Genomic DNA, 17,990 nt, shown 5'->3' on the forward strand with positions numbered 1-17,990 from the left:
CTCATCGCTTGCTGGCGGCAAGGCACTTTTCTGCCTCACCGATCGTGTGAGGCTCTCCAACATGCAGCCATTGGCCTTCCAGAGGCAAGCCGTAGAGGCGGCCCTTGGCGATGGCACGGTCGTAGAAAGCATTCGCCGAGAAGGCGCCCTCAGGCGTTCCCGCCACGAGCTCCGGCTTCACGATGGCCACGCCCGCATAGACGAAATCGGCGCTCGGGTCGTCGCCGCGACGGCGCAGGGCGCCATCCGCCTCGCGGTGAAAGTCGCCCTTTCCTTCATATCCAACACTTGTGGATAACGGCGCGACGAGCATCAGGATATCCATGCGCTCCGCATCCCAGGCCGCCACGAGGCGCTTCAGATTCGGGTTTTCGCCCTCGATCCACATGGAGTCGGAATTGAAGGTGATGAAGGGGTCCTGGCCTAACAGCGGAAGCGCCTTCTTCACGCCGCCGCCGGTTTCGAGCAGCTCGCCGCGCTCGTCGGAAATCACGATTTCCGGGGCGGTGCGGGTGCGCAGATGCGCCTCCAGCATGTCCGCGAAGTGATGCACGTTCACCACCACCGTGCCGATGCCCGCCTCATGCAACTTGTCGAGGGCGAAATCGATGAGGCTCTGCCCGGCCACCTTCACGAGAGGTTTGGGCATGGTGGCCGTGATCGGCAGCATGCGCTTGCCGAGGCCCGCTGCGAGAATGATGGCGGTGTGAGGCTTGCGCTGGGAAAATTGGGACACTGAAATGACTCAAGCGGAAGGAGGCGCGTCATCCTCGAGCGGGATGAGACGCGGCAGGTAGCTCTCGTACCAGACCTTGAGTTTCGCCAGGGCCGGATGCGCGAGATTGCGGGTGAGATAGGCCTCGATGCGCGGCAGATGCTTGAGGTAATGCGGCTTGCCATCGCGCCGGTCGAGACGGGCGAAAATGCCGAGGATCTTGGTGGCGCGCTGTGCCGCCAGGATCGCATAGGCGCGAGCAAAGGCCGACACGTCGAAAGCGGGATCGAGAGCCTTGCGGTCACGGGCGTAAAGGCCGATGAGCTTGAGTTCGAGTTCGGCGGGCACGGTCACGCGTGCATCCTGCAGCAGTGAAGCGACGTCATAAGCGGGCGAACCCAGAACCGCATCCTGGAAATCGATGAGGCCCACGCGCTGCAGGCCTTCCCGCTCGCTCATCCAGATCAGGTTCGGGGAGTGATAATCGCGCAGGGTCCAGGTTGCGGGACCTGCGAGAATTTCGTTCAGGGCTTCCGTCCAGAGATTGAGGAATTCCGCACGCGCGGATCCCGAGAGCTGCGTGCCGATGATGTGCGGGACATACCAATCGGCGAGCAACTCCACCTCGATGAGCATGGCTTCGAGATCGTAGGGCGGGATTTCGTGCTCCACGCCATCCGCCACCGGCAGCACCTGCGGCAGTTCGGTGCTGTGCAGCTTCACGAGAAGGCGCGTGGCTTCCGCATAGCGCTCAGGGATCGGACCGTTCTCATCGACCACGGGATCGGCGCCGAGATCCTCGATCAGGAGAAGGCCCGCATCGAGATCCTCGCCGTAGATGTAGGGCGCGCTGAAGCCCAACGCCCGCAGGCCCTTGTCCATGGCGACGAACGCATGAACGGTCTCTGCGAGCTTCGCGATGGTCGTATAAGGCTTGCCGCGCCGTACGGGCGGGCCGACGGGACGCGGCGGCGAGATCATGAGCAGCGCGGTCTCGCCGTTCATCTTGATCAGCCGCTCATAAGAGCGGATCACCGAGGCATCGCTCGGCATCGGCAGGCGCACGGCTTCCGACCAGCCGCAGCGGTCCACCAGGTTGCGGAAGGCTTTGATGCGCTGCAGGCGGGAGGCGAAGGCGCCGGTGCCGGTGAGCATGGCAACGCGGCCCTGGCCTCCAGGCGCGAAATCGAGGCGGATGTCGAGATGGTCGGGGTTCAGCGCATCCTCGGCGCGCTCGGGCCACTCCACGAGCGCGATGGCGTTCTCCGTCATCTCCTCCCAGCCCAGCTCCACCAGCTCATAACCGCCGGACAGGCGGTAGAAGTCGGCATGGACGATGGGGCAGAGAGGACCGTCATAGACCTGCATGAGCGTGAAGGTAGGGCTCGGGACCTCCAGCTCCGGTTCGTTCGCGAGGGTGCGGACGAGCGCGCGAGCGAAGGTGGTCTTGCCGCTTCCCAGGCCGCCGGAGAGCGTCACGAGGTCGCCGGCTTTCAGCTCCTCTGCGAGCTTGCGCGCGAAATCCTCCGTGGCCTCGTGATCGGGAAGGGTCACGATCCATGCGGCTTGGGAAACATCCTGCTCGGACATGAGGGCTAATCCATTTACCATCGGCAATCCTATTCGGCCGCTATAGGAGTTAGCGCAGATGAGCCGGAACGGCCATCGGAGGGAGATTCCTGCCTGTCATTGGGGAAAATGCAGGTGACCATGGTGCCCTGGCCCGGCGCGGAATCGAGCTCGATGCGCCCACCATGAAGCTCCACGAAGGAGCGGACGATGGACAACCCCAGGCCCACGCCCCGATGGCGGGTGCCGAGCGTATGACTCTCGAACCGCTCGAAAATGCGCGCTTTGATCTCCGGCGGAATGCCGCGGCCCTGGTCCTTCACGCCGAAGATCACCTCGCGGCCGTGCTTGCGCGCCGTGACCGTGATGGTCTGCCCAGGCGAGGAGAAGCCCACCGCATTCGAGAGCAGGTTGAACAGGATCTGCCGCACGCGCTTGCCGTCCGCCACGAAGGTGCCGATGTCGTCCGGCGTGTCGATGACGAGATGGATCGAGGATTCGGCGAGCCTGTCCTCCAGGCCGCGCATGGCGGCCTCGATGGTGGAGCGGATATCCACGATCTCGGGCGTCAGCTCCAGCGATCCGGTGTCGATGGAGGCGAGATCCAGAATGTCGTTGAGGATCGCGAGCAGCGCCGCCGACGAGCGCATGATGTGTTCCGCATAATCGCGCTGGCGCGGATTGAGCGCGCCCACCGTCTCGTCGCCCAGCAGCTGCGTGAAGCCGATGATGTTGGTGAGCGGCGAGCGCAGCTCATAGGAGACGTGATGCACGAACTCGTCGCGCAGGCGCGAGGCGCGCTCCAGCGCATCGTTGCGCTCGGTGAGCGCGCGCTCCACGTTCACACTCGCGGTCACGTCGGTGAAGCTCAACAGCGTCGCGCCGTCGGGCAGGGGCTGCGCCGTGCAGTCGAGCGCGGAGCCATCGGGCCGCTCGATGCGGCAGGAATGCCCCATGCGCATGTCGGCCAGTCCCAGGACAGCGCCGCGAATGTCGATCCAGGGTTCGTCCTGCGGCGCGAGCAGGCGACACATCTTGATGACCGCATCCGCATGCGGGTGCTGCGTCAGCACATCGGTGGGTAGGTTCCACATATCCGCGAAGGCGCGGTTGTGCAGCTTCAGGCGCCCGTCCGAACCGAACACGGCCACACCCTCCTTGAGGGTGTTGAGCGTCTCGTCCTGCACCTGGGTCAGCGAGTTGACCTGCGAGGCGAGTTCGAAGCGCTCGCTCACGTCGTCGAACAGATAGGTCACGCCGCCCTGCGGATTGGGATTGATCACCACGCGCAGGGTGCGCCGGTCCGGCAGGTGCCACCAGGTTTCCTGCTGTTCGACCGAGCGATAGCCGGCGAGGAAATCCGCTTTCCATGCGCGGAAATCCGCCTGCTCCGGCAGCTTGCGCGCAGCGCGCAGGCGGTCGAGCACTTCACTGTCCGTCGGACGCGAGGAGAGGAACGCGGCATCCAGGCCCCAGAGCTGCTGATAGGCGGCGTTGCTGAAGATCAGGTTCTGCGCGGCATCGAAGATCGCAACCGCTGTCGGCAACTGATCGAGGGTTCGCACATGCGCATCCATCTGGCGCTGCAGATCGGTGCGGACGGCTTCGAGTTCCGACACATCCACTGCAATACCCGCGCTGCCGCCGGAAGTGGGGCGCTCGATCACGTCGAGAACGGCGCGCTGTCCGGCGACGACCGCCGTCACGCGCGCAGCGTAAGTCGCGCCGTTTGCGCGTTGGCGGCTCGCATCCTCGCGCGCCCGCTCGCTCAGGAGTTCGAGGGAACGTGCGATCGCATCGTCCAGATTCGGTGCTTCGACGGCGCGCAGATAGGCCTGGTTCGCCCAGAGAAGTTTTCCTTCGGCGTCACGGATCCAGAGCGGATAGGCCACGTCGTCCAGCAGCATGGTCATGGAACGCAGGTCGCTGCGGGCAGTGGCAAGTTCGGCGCGGGTTTTGAGAAGATCCGCACGGTCGCCGGTGACGTCGCGCAGGCGCAGGATCGCCCGGCCGCCGATGGTGCGGCCCTCCACGTCGATGAAACGGTTGAAGAGCGTTTGCGCGACCAGTCGGAAGGCTTCGCCACGCTGCTTCAACTGCTCGATGGCGGCTTCTGCAGCTGCTGCATCGCCCGGTTGCAGCCAGGTGCCGAAAGCCAGCGCGCGCTGCGCAGGCGCACCTTCGCCGATGACGGACGGATCGCCCTGAAAGCGCGGCTCGCTGTTCCGTCCCTGCCAGCTCACCAGCAATTGGCGCTCGGATCCCATGAGCAGAGCCGCGAGATCGTCGGAGCCGCGAAGAGCCGCGAGTTCCTTGCGTAAGCTGCGTTCCACGCGCCCCGACCGGCGGCGTTCCACCATCAGCAGCAGGGAGGTGATGGTGGTGAGCGAGACGAGCCCCATGAACAGGCCGAAGGCAGCCGCGCTGTGAAGGTCGAAGCTGTAGAGGTAGGCGAGAATGTCGGAGGCCTGCTCCAGAAGGTCGGCAGGCGCATCGGCGGCGAGCGCACTCTGAGACGTTCCGGACAGCAGCGTCAGGCTCAAGGGCACGCGGATGGAGCCTGCGAGAGGGCTCGTCTCTTCCGGGCTCATGTTCCTGTGCTCGCTCTGCCCGGCCATGCCGTGCGGTCCTCCCCGATCAGGCCCTTGTCACCAGGCCAAGTGTGTTCATGCCTCTGGTGCTTGGGTTGCTCAGAGGAGATACCGCCTACGCATGAACGGAACTGCCGGCATGGTCTGGAAAGGAACCACGGTATTGCCGGTCGAATCGCGTTCACTCTAGACTACCCCCGACTCCGCCAGGAAGAGGGTTAACGTCGGCTTAATCTTCCTTTGGAGAAGCTGTGCGCAATTGGTGGAAAGCTATTGCATTTTCGACACACGCTGCCCTTGCGGCACTCCGCCGATTCGACGCAGGAACACACAAAAAAAGCCCGGCATGGCGCCGGGCTTCCTTGAGGCATTCCGCAAGGGAAGCGGATATCAGTAGCGGTAATGGTCCGGCTTGAACGGGCCCGTCTCCGATACGCCGATGTACGAAGCCTGATCGGGGCGCAGCTTGGTGAGCTTCACGCCGATCTTTTCCAGATGCAGCGAAGCGACCTTCTCGTCCAGGTGCTTCGGCAGGGTGTAGACCTTGTTCTCGTACTTGCCGGCGTTGTTCCAGAGCTCGATCTGGGCGAGGGTCTGGTTGGTGAACGAGGCCGACATCACGAAGGACGGGTGGCCCATGGCGTTGCCGAGGTTCACGAGGCGGCCTTCCGAGAGCAGGATGATGCGGTGGCCGTCGGGGAAGGTGATCTCGTCCACCTGCGGCTTCACGTTGTCCCATTTCAGGTTCTTGAGCGCGGCAACCTGAATCTCGTTGTCGAAGTGGCCGATGTTGCAGACGATGGCGCGGTCCTTCATCGCACGCATGTGCTCGATGGTGATCACGTCCTTGTTGCCGGTGGCGGTGACGAAGATGTCGGCGCGAGGAGCGGCATCCTCCATCGTCGTGACCTCATAGCCTTCCATGGCGGCCTGGAGCGCGCAGATCGGATCGACTTCCGACACGAGCACGCGGCAGCCGGCCTGGCGGAGCGAAGCGGCCGAGCCCTTGCCCACGTCGCCGAAGCCGGCGACCATGGCGACCTTGCCGGCCATCATCACGTCCGTGCCGCGGCGGATGCCGTCGACCAGCGACTCGCGGCAGCCGTAGAGGTTGTCGAACTTCGACTTGGTGACCGAGTCGTTCACGTTGATGGCGGGGAAGAGCAGCTTGCCTTCCTTGGCCATGATGTAGAGGCGGTGGACGCCCGTGGTGGTCTCTTCCGAGACGCCCTTGATCGACTTGGCGATCTCGGCGAACCAGCCCTTCGGCTTCTCGTTCAGAAGGCGCTTGATCAGCGCGAAGAGAACTTCCTCTTCCTCAGCGCCGGGCTTCTCGAGGAAAGCCACATCGCCCTGCTCGGCGCGAAGGCCGAGATGGACGAGCATGGTGGCGTCGCCGCCGTCGTCGAGGATCATGTTCGGAACGCCGCCGCCATGCCAGTCGAACAGCTTCGCGGTGTAGTCCCAGTACTCGGTGAGCGTCTCGCCCTTATAGGCGAAGACCGGGATGCCGGCAGCCGCGATGGCGGCGGCGGCGTGGTCCTGGGTGGAGTAGATGTTGCAGGACACCCAGCGGATGTCGGCGCCCAGATGCTTCAGGGTCTCGATCAGCACCGCGGTCTGGATGGTCATGTGCAGCGAGCCGGCGATACGGGCGCCCTTCAGGGGCTGCTTCGGGCCGTATTCCTCGCGAACGGCCATGAGGCCCGGCATCTCGGTCTCGGCGATCGAGATTTCCTTGCGGCCGAAATCGGCGAGGCCGATGTCCTTAACGATATAGTCCTGAGCCATGATGGCCTCCGTCTATCTATGGGATTTGAATTGGCGCTGTCTCTACCAGAGAGCCGCCGGAGAGGCAATCAAGATATAAAGATGTCTTTATATGTTTTCGGGCAGAGGCTTTCTTCCATCATGGTTAGGCTCGTCCTGACCATCCACGCATGAAGCACTACCGCTCCCCGTAAGGGAGAGGGGAGCTTGTGCCGCACCTTCACGATCCGGTCTTTGAAGAGGAAGAGGACATCTGAAATAGAATCACCGGCGCAAGGCCGGTGATGACAGGCGGAAATGCCGACTTGAGGAAAGGCTTACTCGTCCTCGCCGAACCGGTTGGCGAGAAGATCGTCGATGGCCTGGAGGCAGGCTGTCGCGTCCTGGCCCTTGGCGGTCACGGTGATGCTGGTGCCCTGGGCCGCGGCTAAGGTCAGGAGGCCCATGATCGAGCGTCCGCCCACGGTTTCGCCGCAGCGGGTCACGGTGACGTCGGCGTTGAAGCGCTCGACCGTCTGCACGAACTTGGCCGAGGCGCGAGCATGCAGGCCCCGGCGGTTGATGATGGGCAGCTCCCGAGCCTCAGCCCCCTCGGGAATAGGCGCAGGGGGACAATCTTCGAGGGGCCGATCCATGGTGCTTATTTTCCAGACAGAACGCGCGAAGCGATGTTGATGTACTTCCTTCCCGCCTCCTGAGCGTGCGAGACCGCATCGCCAAGGGGCTCCTCGTCACGGACGGAGGCCAGCTTGATGAGCATGGGCAGGTTGATGCCGGCGACAACCTCGACGGAGCCGCCGTTCATGCAGGACAGGGCCAGGTTCGAGGGCGTGCCCCCGAACATGTCGGTCAGAACCACAACCCCGTGGCCCGAATTGACCCGGCACACGGCGGCCATGATGTCCTTACGCCGTGTTTCCATGTCGTCGTCAGGGCCGATCGTGATCGTCTCGAGCTGCTCTTGAGGTCCCACGACATGCTCCAGCGCGGCTTTGAATTCCGTCGCGAGCTGCCCGTGGGTGACGAGCACCATTCCAATCATAATGTTCCAGGTCCGAACGCTCCGAGAGCGGAGCCGCTATTTTGTGCACCGCGAAGCCTAGCGCAAGTGCGTTGAGAGGAAAAGTTCATCACAGTGTCACGACCGTGTCGCAAACACCACTCAGGCGGCCCAACGCGATACTGGCAAAACTTGCCCCGGCGCGCATGCGGATGCGAGGGACCATGACGCCGCATAGAACAACGTTGCCATCCTGTGCTTCCGGGAAGCGTGGCGGGTCTTCGCTCAGGTCGATCACGAGGCGGATGACGGCGGATCGCTCGTAGGGCTGGCGGATGATCCCGAGGCCGTGAACCTCGAGGTGTCCGGCAAGGGGCTCGACAGGGCTTCCCAGGAGGCGTCCGTGCTCGGCCCGCAGGCCGGTTCTGTCGTCGCTGACGAGGCAGCCGAACCGGCCAGCCTGAAGCGTGTGCAGCACCATTTCGCGCGCCAGCGTCGACTTGCCGGAGCCCGAGCGTCCCCGGATCAGGACACCCGCCTCGCCAATGACGACGCAGGAAGCGTGAATGGTCTCGGACCGGCTCAAGGCGTCTTCTCTCCTTGAGATTTCTTGGCCTGTTCTTTCCTCCCCCTGGGGCTCTCGGGGGTCGGCAGGCGGATGACGAAGCGGGCGCCCAAACGCGTCGGCTCGCCGTCCTCATCCGGCGGTCCGGGACGGTTCTCAGCGCGGATCGTGCCGCGATGGGCCTCGATGATCTGGCGCGAGATCGACAGGCCGAGACCCGAGTTCTGGCCGAAGCCCTGCTCGGGCCGGTCCGTGTAGAAGCGCTCGAAGATCCGGTCGAGGGCATCCGGCTCGATGCCGGGGCCGCTGTCTTCCACCAGCACTTCGACGTCGTTCTTGCGCCGACGAAGGGTCACGCGAACAGCCGCATCCGGCGGGGAGAAGGAGCGGGCGTTGTCGATGAGGTTGTTGAACACCTGTCCCAGGCGGCTGTCATGGCCGAACACCAAAAAGGCATCGCGGCCGCGCGCATGCTTTTCGATGTTGAGTTCGATATGCGGATCGTGCTCCTGACGGCGCTCGTTGGCGACCGACACCACCGCATCGAGCAGGCGCGCCATGTCCACCGGCTCCGCATCCGCACGGGCAAGCTCCGCATCGAGACGCGAGGCATCGGAAATGTCGCTGATGAGACGGTCGAGACGCCTGACGTCGTGCTGGATGATCGACATGAGGCGCTGGCGGGAATCGTCGTTGCGCGCCAGCGGCAGCGTCTCCACGGCGCTGCGCAGGGACGTGAGCGGATTCTTCAGCTCATGCGCCACGTCGGCCGCGAAGCTCTCGATGGCATCGATGCGGTTGTAGAGCGCTTTCGTCATGTCGCGCAGCGCGCCGGAGAGGTGGCCGATCTCGTCGGAGCGATTGGTGAAATCCGGAATCTCCTGACGCGATTTCGTGCCCCAGCGAACACGCTCCGCTGCTTCTGCGAGACGGCGCACGGGGCCTGCGATCGCGCCCGCGAGAAACAGTGAGAGCACGATCATCACGATGGCGGCGATGAGGAACACCTGCAGCAATGCGAAGCGCTCGGAGGCGATGATCGCGTCGATGTCGCCTTCCTGCGTGGAGAGCAGCAAGACGCCCTGCACCGTGCGGAAGCGCTGGATCGGCACCGCCACGGATACGATGGTCTCGCCCCGCGTATTCACGCGCACAACGCTCGATTGCTGGCCCGAGAAGGCCTGCTGAACCTCCGCGAGCGACTTCCCGTTCGCGGGGCCGGGATCCTCGAGCACCGGGCGCTTGGTGCGCCGGAACATCTTGCGCACGCTGTTCCAGATCCGCTCGATGAAGCTCGCGGTGTCCTCCACGTTGGCGACCGGTGCGAGGTCCATGCGCAGAATGTCGCCGCGGGAATAGAAGTTGCGCGAATCGAGCAGGAGCAGACCGTCCCGGTCGAAGATGCGCGCGCGGGTCTGGGTCGGCGTCACGAGCCGCCGCAGCAGGGGCGCCACCCGCTCCGGATTGATGGAGAATTCGAGCGAGGTAAGGCTTTCGTCGTTGAGACGCTCGGTCTCGCCCGCCTGCATCTGCAGAAGCTGGTCCGGGTCGAGGGTGATGGTGTTGGTCTCCACCGTCGCAGAGCTGGCGATGGCGCCTGCGATGATTTCGCCTTGGGTCAAAAGGCTCTGCACCCGCGCCTCGATGAGGCCCTCGCGGAACTGGTTGAGATAGAGAAAGCCCACGAGCAGGGCCATGAGGCCCGCCAGATTGAGCATGACGATCCGGCGCGTCAGGCTCGACGAGGCGCGTTGGGAGAGCATGCGGCCGAAATTCTTCAGCCGTGCCAGGAGGCCTCGAGGCTCAGGCGGATCGTCGGTCGCCGCCTCGGCGTAGATGGGATCAGCCTTCATGCCGCTCATTCATGCAGGGCCCGAAAACATTGCCGGACCATGCCCGTCTTTCCTGGTTGTCCTTTGCCCTTGCAGGCAGGCTCAAGGCATCAGGCTTCCTTGAAGCGATAGCCGACACCGTAAAGGGTCTCGATCATTTCGAAACTCTGGTCAACGGATTTGAACTTCTTGCGCAGGCGCTTGATGTGGCTGTCGATGGTGCGATCGTCCACATAGACCTGATCGTCATAGGCCGCATCCATGAGCGCGTTGCGGCTTTTGACCACGCCGGGGCGGGTGGCGAGCGCCTGCAGGATGAGGAATTCGGTGACGGTGAGCGTGACCGGCTCGCCCTTCCAGGTGCAGGCGTGGCGCTCCGGGTCCATCTTGAGTTGGCCGCGTTCAAGCGCCTTCGCATCGGCTTCCTTGGTCGAGACGCTTTGGTCCTTGGGCGCGAAGCGGCGCAGCACCGCCTTCACGCGCTCGACCAGCAGACGCTGGGAGAAAGGTTTCCGGATGAAGTCGTCGGCCCCCATCTTCAGGCCGAACAATTCGTCGATCTCCTCGTCCTTGGAGGTCAGGAAGATCACCGGCAGGTCGGACTTCTGGCGAAGCCGCCGCAGAAGCTCCATGCCATCCATGCGCGGCATCTTGATGTCGAAGATGGCAAGATCCGGCGGGGCATGCTTCAGGCCGTCGAGGGCGGAAGCCCCGTCGGTATAGGTCTGAATGCGGTAGCCTTCGGCCTCGAGGGCAATCGAGACGGAGGTCAGGATGTTGCGATCGTCATCGACAAGGGCGATCGTGGGCATGAACTCTTCCCTGGCTTACACGGACGATGGCCGCGTGACATATGATAACGCAGATGGCCTCAAATCGTGCCCAACTGCGCCTTACTGATGGCATAAATATGGTTGTCCCCGGTTCATCACCAAGGCGGGACCTTCCGATAGTGGTGTTTAGGAGGCGCCGGTTCAACCGGGGATGAACGGACCGGTGGCCGTTTCCGCCTCATTCGGAGGCATCTGTCTGCAACCTGACAGCTCTGCACGGACCTCCTGGTGGCCGTCAATTCTCCCAAAGAACTGCGGTAAATGCCGAAAATCCGCTCCAGTTCGCGAGCCTGGGCCTAGCGCGGCAAAAAATAGAATGCCATGGAATGCCTCGGTTGACGGCTAAGTCCGTTGACCTAAAAATCCTTAATTCAGGCGGGGTCTACAGGGAGATGACCCGCGCCGCCTGAAAGCAACAGCAAAAGGCCATCGGACGGCGGCATCCGACCGCGCGGCGATCGGCGACCAGGAGAAGTCTTCCGTGGATAACATCGGCGTCTTCAACAGCGCTCAAGGCGCGGAGGCCATCGGCTTCCGCAATCTCAAGAAAGTCTACTGGAATTTCGAGGCCCCGGCACTCTACGAGCAGTCCCTGCAACGGGGCGAAACCAAGCTCGTGAAGGGCGGCGCTCTCCTGGCTGAAACCGGCGTGCATACGGGCCGCTCCCCCAAGGACAAGTTCGTGGTCCGGGACGAGGCGACCGAGAGCACCGTCTGGTGGGACAATAACGGCTCCATCACCCCCGGCCATTTCGACACCCTGCTGCAGGATTTTCTGGCCCATGCCGAAGGCAAGGAGCTGTTCGCACAGGACCTCTATGGCGGCGCGGACCCGGCCTATCGGGTCAAGGCGCGCGTCTTCACGGAATTCGCCTGGCATTCGCTCTTCATCCGCAACCTGCTGATCCGCCCCGAAATGGGCGAGCTGCAGGATTATGTGCCCGGCCTCACCATCATCGATCTGCCGTCCTTCAAGGCGGACCCGGCCCGTCACGGCTGCCGCTCCGAGACGGTGATCGCCTGCGACTTCTCCCGCAAGATCGTGCTCATCGGCGGCACGTCCTATGCCGGCGAAATGAAGAAGTCCGTCTTCACCTATCTCAACTACGTTCTGCCCGCGCAGAAAGTCATGCCCATGCATTGCTCCGCCAATGTGGGTCATGACGGCGATGTCGCCGTGTTCTTCGGTCTCTCGGGCACCGGCAAGACCACCCTTTCCGCCGATCCGAACCGGATCCTGCTCGGCGACGACGAGCATGGCTGGGGGCCGAACGGCGTGTTCAACTTCGAAGGCGGCTGCTACGCCAAGACCATCCGTCTCTCGCGCGAAGCGGAGCCGGAAATCTTCTCCACCACCGAGCGTTTCGGCACGGTGCTGGAGAACGTGGCGATCGACCCGATCACCCGCATTCCGAACTTCGACGATGCGTCGCGCACGGAGAACACGCGCTGCGCCTATCCCCTCGACTTCATTCCCAATGCGAGCGCCACGGGTCGCGCGGGCATTCCGAAGAACATCGTGATGCTCACCTGCGATGCCTTCGGCGTCCTGCCTCCCATCGCCAAGCTCACCCCGGCGGAGGCCATGTATCACTTCCTCTCCGGCTACACCGCCAAGGTGGCCGGCACGGAAAAGGGCGTGAAGGATCCGGAGGCGACGTTCTCCACCTGCTTCGGTGCGCCGTTCATGCCGCGTCATCCGTCGGAATACGGCAACCTGCTGCGGGATCTCATCGCCAAGCATCACGTCGATTGCTGGCTCGTGAACACCGGCTGGACAGGCGGCAAGTACGGCGTCGGACGCCGCATGCCGATCCGCGTCACGCGCCGCCTGCTGACGTCGGCCCTCGACGGCTCGCTCAACCGCGCCGATTTCCGCCGCGATCCTTACTTCGGCTTCGCGGTGCCGACCTCGGTGCCCGGCGTCGAGCCGCACATCCTGTACCCGGTGAAAACCTGGCAGAACAAGGCGGAGTTCGCCGAGACCGCCAAGCGCCTCATCGACATGTTCAACGAGAACTTCAAGCGCTTCGAGAACCATGTCGATTCCGACGTGCGCTCGGCTGCGCCGCAGATGTCGATCGCAGCTTAAAAACTGCGTTCATCGACGTTATAGAAACGGCGGCTTTCGAGCCGCCGTTTTCGTTTCATGAGGGTTTGGATGGACGTTCTCGTCATCGGTGCAGGCGTCGTGGGCCTCGCGATTGCCCGCGCTTTCGCCGTGCGCGGCCATAGCGTGATCGTGGCCGAGAAAACCGGCGGCATCGGCAACGGCGTATCCTCGCGCAACAGCGAGGTGATCCATGCGGGCATGTACTACCCGACGGATTCCCTGCGCGCTCGCCACTGCGTAAACGGCCGCCGCATGCTCTACGATTTCTGCGAGAGCCACGGCGTTCCGCATCGAAAATGCGGCAAGCTCATCGTGGCGACGAACGATCTCGAACAGGCGAAGATCGAGGGCATCTACGAACAGGGCATCGGCAACGGTGTCGAAGGCCTCTCGTTCCTGAACGGCGACGAGGCGAGGGGGCTCGAGCCCAACCTGTCCTGCACTGGAGCAGTGCTCTCGGCCGAGACGGGCATCATCGACACCCATGCGTTGATGCTGGCGCTTCAGGGCGATCTCGAAGCGGCAGGCGGCATGATCGCATTTCATGCGCCCGTCGAGCGGATCGTGCAAAATGGAACGGAATGGAACGTACATGTGGGCGGTGCCGAGCCCACACGACTTGCTGTCCATGCGGTGGTCAACGCAGCAGGTTTGGGTGCGCAGGACATCGCGCGTGCCACGGAGGGCTATGCTGAGAAGCGCGTGCCGCCGCTCGTGCTTGCCAAGGGCAACTATTTCGGATGCCTCGGCAGGCCCGCCTTCTCGCGCCTGATCTATCCCGCGCCCGTCGATGGCGGCCTTGGTACTCATGTGACGCTCGATCTTGCCGGGCGCATGCGCTTTGGACCCGATGTGGAATGGGTCGAGCGCGAGGTTTACGAGGTCGATCCCGCACGCGCCGAAAGCTTTTATGCTTCCATCCGCCGCTACTGGCCCGGACTGCCCGATGAGGCGCTGGTGCCGGATTATTCAGGCATCCGCCCGAAGCTCTCAGGACCCGGCGAGAAGGCCGTGGATTTCATGATCGACGGACCGGAGGAGCATGGCCTTGCCGGCCTCGTGCACCTCTTCGGCATCGAAAGCCCAGGGCTGACGTCGTGCCTGTCGCTTGCGGAAGATGTGGCTCGGCGGCTCCGATCCTGATGAGCCTCATCCCGGATCGGCTGGCGCCGGTCCGGGATGAGGTGCCTCGATCACGCCCTGAAGAACAGCAGCGTCGTGACCAAGAAGATCGGGACCAGGATGCCGCCCGACCACAGCAGATAGCCGAAGAAGCTCGGCATCTTCACGCCGCCTTCGCGGGCAATCGCATAGACCATGAAGTTGGGTGCGTTGCCGATATACGAATTCGCTCCCATGAACACGGCGCCGGCCGAGATGGCGGTGAGTGTCATCGCGCCAGTCGTCATCAGCACCTGCGGATTGCCGCCTGCAAGCTCGAAGAACACGAGATAGGTCGGCGCATTGTCGAGGAACGAGGACAGGCCGCCCGTGAGCCAGAAATAGGCGGCGTTGTTGGCGCTCCCATCCGGGTTCGTCACCAGGGCGACGAGGGGCGCGAAGGCGCCGTCCGCGCCTGCCTTCAGCATGGCGAGCACCGGAATGATGGCGATGAAGATGCCCGCGAACAGCTTCGCCACCTCATTGATCGGCCCCCAGGAGAAGCCGTTCTCCGCGCGATTGGCCTTCGGGGTGAGCTTCAGGGAGATGATCGTCACCGCGACCATGATGAGGTCGCGCAGCGCGTTGGCGAGCTCGACCTCCGAGCCCAGCACCATCACGCGCCCGAGATCGGCGGTGGCGCTCATGAGGATCGCGGCGATGATGATGAAGATGAGCAGGAAGTTGATGCCGCCCGTCACCCGCACCGGATTATCGGGCGTGGGATCGGGTTTGACGTGGCCTTCTCGTTTGTAGATCACCGTGTCGACGATGAAGAACAGAACGAGCAGGATTCCGCTCACGAAGAGCGTCTCGGGCAGAAGATGCGTGGTCGTCCAGAAGAACTCTACGCCGCGCAGGAAGCCGAGGAAGAGTGGCGGATCGCCGAGCGGCGTCAGCGAGCCACCGATATTCGACACCAGGAAGATGAAGAAGACGACCACATGCACATTGTGCCGTCGGTCGTCGTTGGCACGCAGCACGGGGCGGATCATCACCATGGATGCGCCGGTGGTGCCGATGAAGCTCGCGAGCACCGTGCCGATGGCAAGCAGCATCGTGTTCGTCCCCGGCGAGCCGTGCAGGTTGCCGCGCACCAGAATGCCCCCGGCGACCGTGAAGAGCGCGAGCAGCAGCAGGATGAAGGGGATGTATTCGAGAAGAGCGGTATGGGCGAGGGCCTGAATGGCCGTCATCGGCCCCAGGAGCGCCGCCATGGGCACGAGCACCAACAAGCCCCAGAAAGCTGCGATCTTGCCCTGGTGGTGTTCCCAGAAATGAGGAGCCAGGAGAGGGAACAGGGCGATGGACAGCAGGATGCCGGCGAAGGGCAGGGCCCACAGGGGACTCAGGCTTGCACCGTCGAGTTCGGCCGCGAAGGCAGCTTGCGGCAGCAGGGTCAGGGCAGCGGCGAGCGCCGCGCTCGAGATGCGAAGCATGGTCTGGTTTCCCCCTCGCCGGTTCTCCGGCGCATCCGTGATTGTGAATCCGGTTTAGGGGATGCCGTTCATCCCCGCAACGGCGGAAGCGTTAACCGGCTATTCACCATAAGTGAAAGAAGATACAACACCATTACAAAACCGTGCCGCATCAGGGGTTGTGGAGCCGATGTGCCGCTTTCTCGCCTACCGTGGGGAGTCGATCTTCCTCGATGAACTCGTCTGCGCTCCGGCCCATTCGCTGGTCCACCAGTCGCTTCATGCGACGGAGGCCAAGACCGGAACCAACGGCGACGGCTTCGGCATCGGCTGGTATGGGGAGCGCAAGGAGCCCGGCATCTACCGCGAGGTGCGCCCGGCCTGGTCCGACGAGAACCTCAGGAGCCTCTGCGAGCAGGTGCGCTCCGGCCTGTTCTTCGCCCATGTGCGCGCCTCAACCGGCACCTCCACCACCCGCGCCAATTGCCATCCCTTCTCCCACGGGCGCTATCTCTTCATGCATAACGGCCAGATCGGCGGTTATCAGCGCATCAAGCGCCGTCTGGAGGCCATGATCCCGGACGATCTTTATGATCGCCGCCAGGGCACCACGGATTCGGAGGCGATTTTCCTGGTCGCATTGGCCAACGGACTGGCCGATGAGCCTGTGACCGCCATGGCGCGCACGCTCAAGCAGATCCGCAGCCTCATGGAAGAGGCCGGCATCGACGAGGCGCTGCGCTTTACCGCTGCCTTTACGGATGGTGAGAACCTCTGGGCCTATCGCTGGGCCTGCGATGCCAAGCCGCCAACGCTCTATTTCCGCGAGGAGAAGGGCAACCTGCTCGTGGTCTCCGAGCCCATCGACGATAAGACCCGCGGCTGGCGCGAGGTGCCGAAGGGTTGCAGCCTTGTGGCACGCGCCGGTCAACCGGTGGCCGTGCATTGCCTCAACGAGGCCATGGCGCAGATCGCCGCCTGATCGGGTTTATCGCCGAAAAATCGTGAGCGCCTCCGCCGAAGCGCTCTTGAGCTGGCCTTCCAGCTTCTCGCTCTTCTTGCGCGCCCGCTCGACCCAATCCGTGACCACGGCATGATCGAGGAAGAAATCGTCGAGCCTTCCTTCCCGATGGGCCGTCAGGAATTCCGCCAAAGCGGCAAGTTCGACTTGGCGGTCATGGAGGGATTGGCGCCCGCCGCGCCGCTCTTCCGAATGCTCTTCGGCCAGGAAATAATAGGCGGGGGCGAAGTCGGGATGCTCCGCCACAAGGGACCTTATCTTTGCCTTCCGCTCCTCGCCTTCGAACTGCAGGGCGTGCAGCAGGGCAGTGGCGCGCGTGGGAGCATCCTCATGCAGTTCGGCATAAACCTGTCGCGTCATAGCCGCGCCTTCGTGCTCGCGCACGAGGGCCGCATAGCGCAAATGCGGATCGATGAACTCGAGGCCCATGCGGGCCAGATTGTAATAGGCGCGGTGCGCCCCGGACGTTTCGCCCTTCGCCTCGAAGAGCAAGGCTTTGTAGTAAAGGCCCGGCGCGGACTTCGCATCCTCGATCAGCCCGCCCTTCTGGGAAAGGCGCGAAAAGGTCTCTGCAGGATTGGTCGAGAGCACGAGCCCTTGGGCAACCTGCTGAGCGGGAGATGGATGGGCGGCGGTGAAGCCAGTTCGATCTCTGGACATTGCGAAATGCCAGCCGCTCAGCCCGGCTCCCGCCAGCAGAGCCATGACAAGGCAGGCTCCGCCGAGCCAAAGAACGCTTTCTCGCTTCAGGAGCGGGATGGCGGGCGTTCTTTCCGCGTCAATCTCCGTTCCCGGCCATGCGATGGCGAAGGTGCGAACCGGGTCCGGGATATTCTTCACCGAACGTTCGCCCAGATCGACGAACGGCACGGAGACCTCGCCCGCCACCGTCTGATGCACGGCCTGTGAGACGCATACGCCCCCGGGCCTTGCGAGTTTTTCGAGGCGCGCGGCGAGGTTGACGGCCATTCCGAGAAGGTCGCCATTGCGGTCGGCCACCTCGCCCATGGAGATGCCGATGCGAAACTGCAGCCAGCGCTGGGGTGGATAGGACAGGTTGCGCGTCCTGATGGCTTCCTGGATGTCGATGGCAGCGCGCACGGCGTTCAGGGGCGTTTCGAACTCGCACATGATCGAGTCGCCGGCCGTGTTGAAGATCCGGCCGCCATGGCGGGTGACAAAGGTTTCGCAAGCCCGGTGATAGGCTGTCAGCCTCCGGAGCGTCTCCTCCTCGTCTTCAGCGATCAGCCGCGAGAAGCTCACGACATCGCTGGCCAGGATCGTCGCCGTTCTGCGTTTCAACCGCGAATGCACCCCGCTGACAGCAGCTTCCAGGCTTGGTCTTGCGGGCAAACCTCAAGCGCCAGCCATCCAGGGGTATATTGTTATTTAATTACAGAGA

The 17,990-nt window shown here is 63.5% G+C and carries 14 protein-coding genes; 3 read left to right on the plus strand and 11 right to left on the minus strand.

All coding sequences use genetic code 11. The annotated features are described in order from the left end of the window. Nucleotide 1 precedes the first annotated feature (1 nt). The 9 genes from BLP10_RS07700 to BLP10_RS07740 form a co-directional block, all read right to left on the minus strand. Nucleotides 2-736: a nucleotidyltransferase family protein gene (locus tag BLP10_RS07700; RefSeq protein WP_091132973.1), complete on the minus strand. Its 735-nt coding sequence runs from the start codon at nt 734-736 to the stop codon at nt 2-4. Nucleotides 737-745: 9 nt separating this feature from the next. After that, complete coding sequence (tsaE, locus tag BLP10_RS07705) at nt 746-2,305, minus strand: tRNA (adenosine(37)-N6)-threonylcarbamoyltransferase complex ATPase subunit type 1 TsaE (protein ID WP_244510439.1); 1,560 nt, start codon at nt 2,303-2,305, stop codon at nt 746-748. Between the two features lie 29 nt (nt 2,306-2,334). Continuing rightward, the gene (locus tag BLP10_RS07710; protein WP_244510440.1) at nt 2,335-4,902 is read right to left on the minus strand and encodes a PAS domain-containing sensor histidine kinase; all 2,568 of its coding nucleotides are present in this window, start codon (nt 4,900-4,902) and stop codon (nt 2,335-2,337) included. A gap of 363 nt (nt 4,903-5,265) precedes the next feature. Then, a complete protein-coding gene (gene ahcY / locus BLP10_RS07715; RefSeq protein WP_091132981.1) occupies nt 5,266-6,666 on the minus strand; it encodes an adenosylhomocysteinase in 1,401 nt (466 codons plus the stop codon). A gap of 296 nt (nt 6,667-6,962) precedes the next feature. After that, nucleotides 6,963-7,280 (minus strand): HPr family phosphocarrier protein, encoded by a 318-nt coding sequence (locus tag BLP10_RS07720; protein WP_091132984.1) that lies wholly within the window; start codon nt 7,278-7,280, stop codon nt 6,963-6,965. 5 nt (nt 7,281-7,285) lie between these two features. Next, nucleotides 7,286-7,687, minus strand: coding sequence for a PTS sugar transporter subunit IIA (locus BLP10_RS07725; RefSeq protein ID WP_091132987.1), 402 nt, complete (start codon nt 7,685-7,687; stop codon nt 7,286-7,288). 88 nt (nt 7,688-7,775) lie between these two features. Next, a complete protein-coding gene (locus tag BLP10_RS07730) occupies nt 7,776-8,231 on the minus strand; it encodes an HPr kinase/phosphorylase (protein WP_091132990.1) in 456 nt (151 codons plus the stop codon). Continuing rightward, nucleotides 8,228-10,063, minus strand: coding sequence for a sensor histidine kinase (locus tag BLP10_RS07735; protein WP_091133514.1), 1,836 nt, complete (start codon nt 10,061-10,063; stop codon nt 8,228-8,230). Before BLP10_RS07735 ends, BLP10_RS07730 begins: the two co-directional genes overlap by 4 nt. A gap of 89 nt (nt 10,064-10,152) precedes the next feature. After that, a complete protein-coding gene (locus tag BLP10_RS07740) occupies nt 10,153-10,854 on the minus strand; it encodes a response regulator transcription factor (protein ID WP_091132993.1) in 702 nt (233 codons plus the stop codon). Nucleotides 10,855-11,356: 502 nt separating this feature from the next. Here BLP10_RS07740 and BLP10_RS07745 point away from each other — a divergent pair. Further along, nucleotides 11,357-12,967, plus strand: coding sequence for a phosphoenolpyruvate carboxykinase (locus BLP10_RS07745; protein WP_091132997.1), 1,611 nt, complete (start codon nt 11,357-11,359; stop codon nt 12,965-12,967). Nucleotides 12,968-13,036: 69 nt separating this feature from the next. Next, a complete protein-coding gene (locus tag BLP10_RS07750; protein ID WP_091133001.1) occupies nt 13,037-14,131 on the plus strand; it encodes an NAD(P)/FAD-dependent oxidoreductase in 1,095 nt (364 codons plus the stop codon). A 50-nt stretch (nt 14,132-14,181) separates the two neighbouring features. On the opposite strand, the gene BLP10_RS07755 is transcribed toward BLP10_RS07750, so the two are convergent. Further along, nucleotides 14,182-15,588, minus strand: a complete 1,407-nt coding sequence (locus BLP10_RS07755) for a sodium:proton antiporter (protein ID WP_091133005.1) — start codon at nt 15,586-15,588, stop codon at nt 14,182-14,184. Nucleotides 15,589-15,757: 169 nt separating this feature from the next. Here BLP10_RS07755 and BLP10_RS07760 point away from each other — a divergent pair, with 169 nt between their 5' ends. Next, nucleotides 15,758-16,549, plus strand: a complete 792-nt coding sequence (locus tag BLP10_RS07760; protein ID WP_091133009.1) for a class II glutamine amidotransferase — start codon at nt 15,758-15,760, stop codon at nt 16,547-16,549. A 6-nt stretch (nt 16,550-16,555) separates the two neighbouring features. On the opposite strand, the gene BLP10_RS07765 is transcribed toward BLP10_RS07760, so the two are convergent. Continuing rightward, a complete protein-coding gene (locus BLP10_RS07765; protein ID WP_175493820.1) occupies nt 16,556-17,890 on the minus strand; it encodes an adenylate/guanylate cyclase domain-containing protein in 1,335 nt (444 codons plus the stop codon). Nucleotides 17,891-17,990 lie beyond the last annotated feature (100 nt).

The organism is Microvirga guangxiensis (assembly GCF_900102135.1).
GTDB lineage: Bacteria > Pseudomonadota > Alphaproteobacteria > Rhizobiales > Beijerinckiaceae > Microvirga > Microvirga guangxiensis.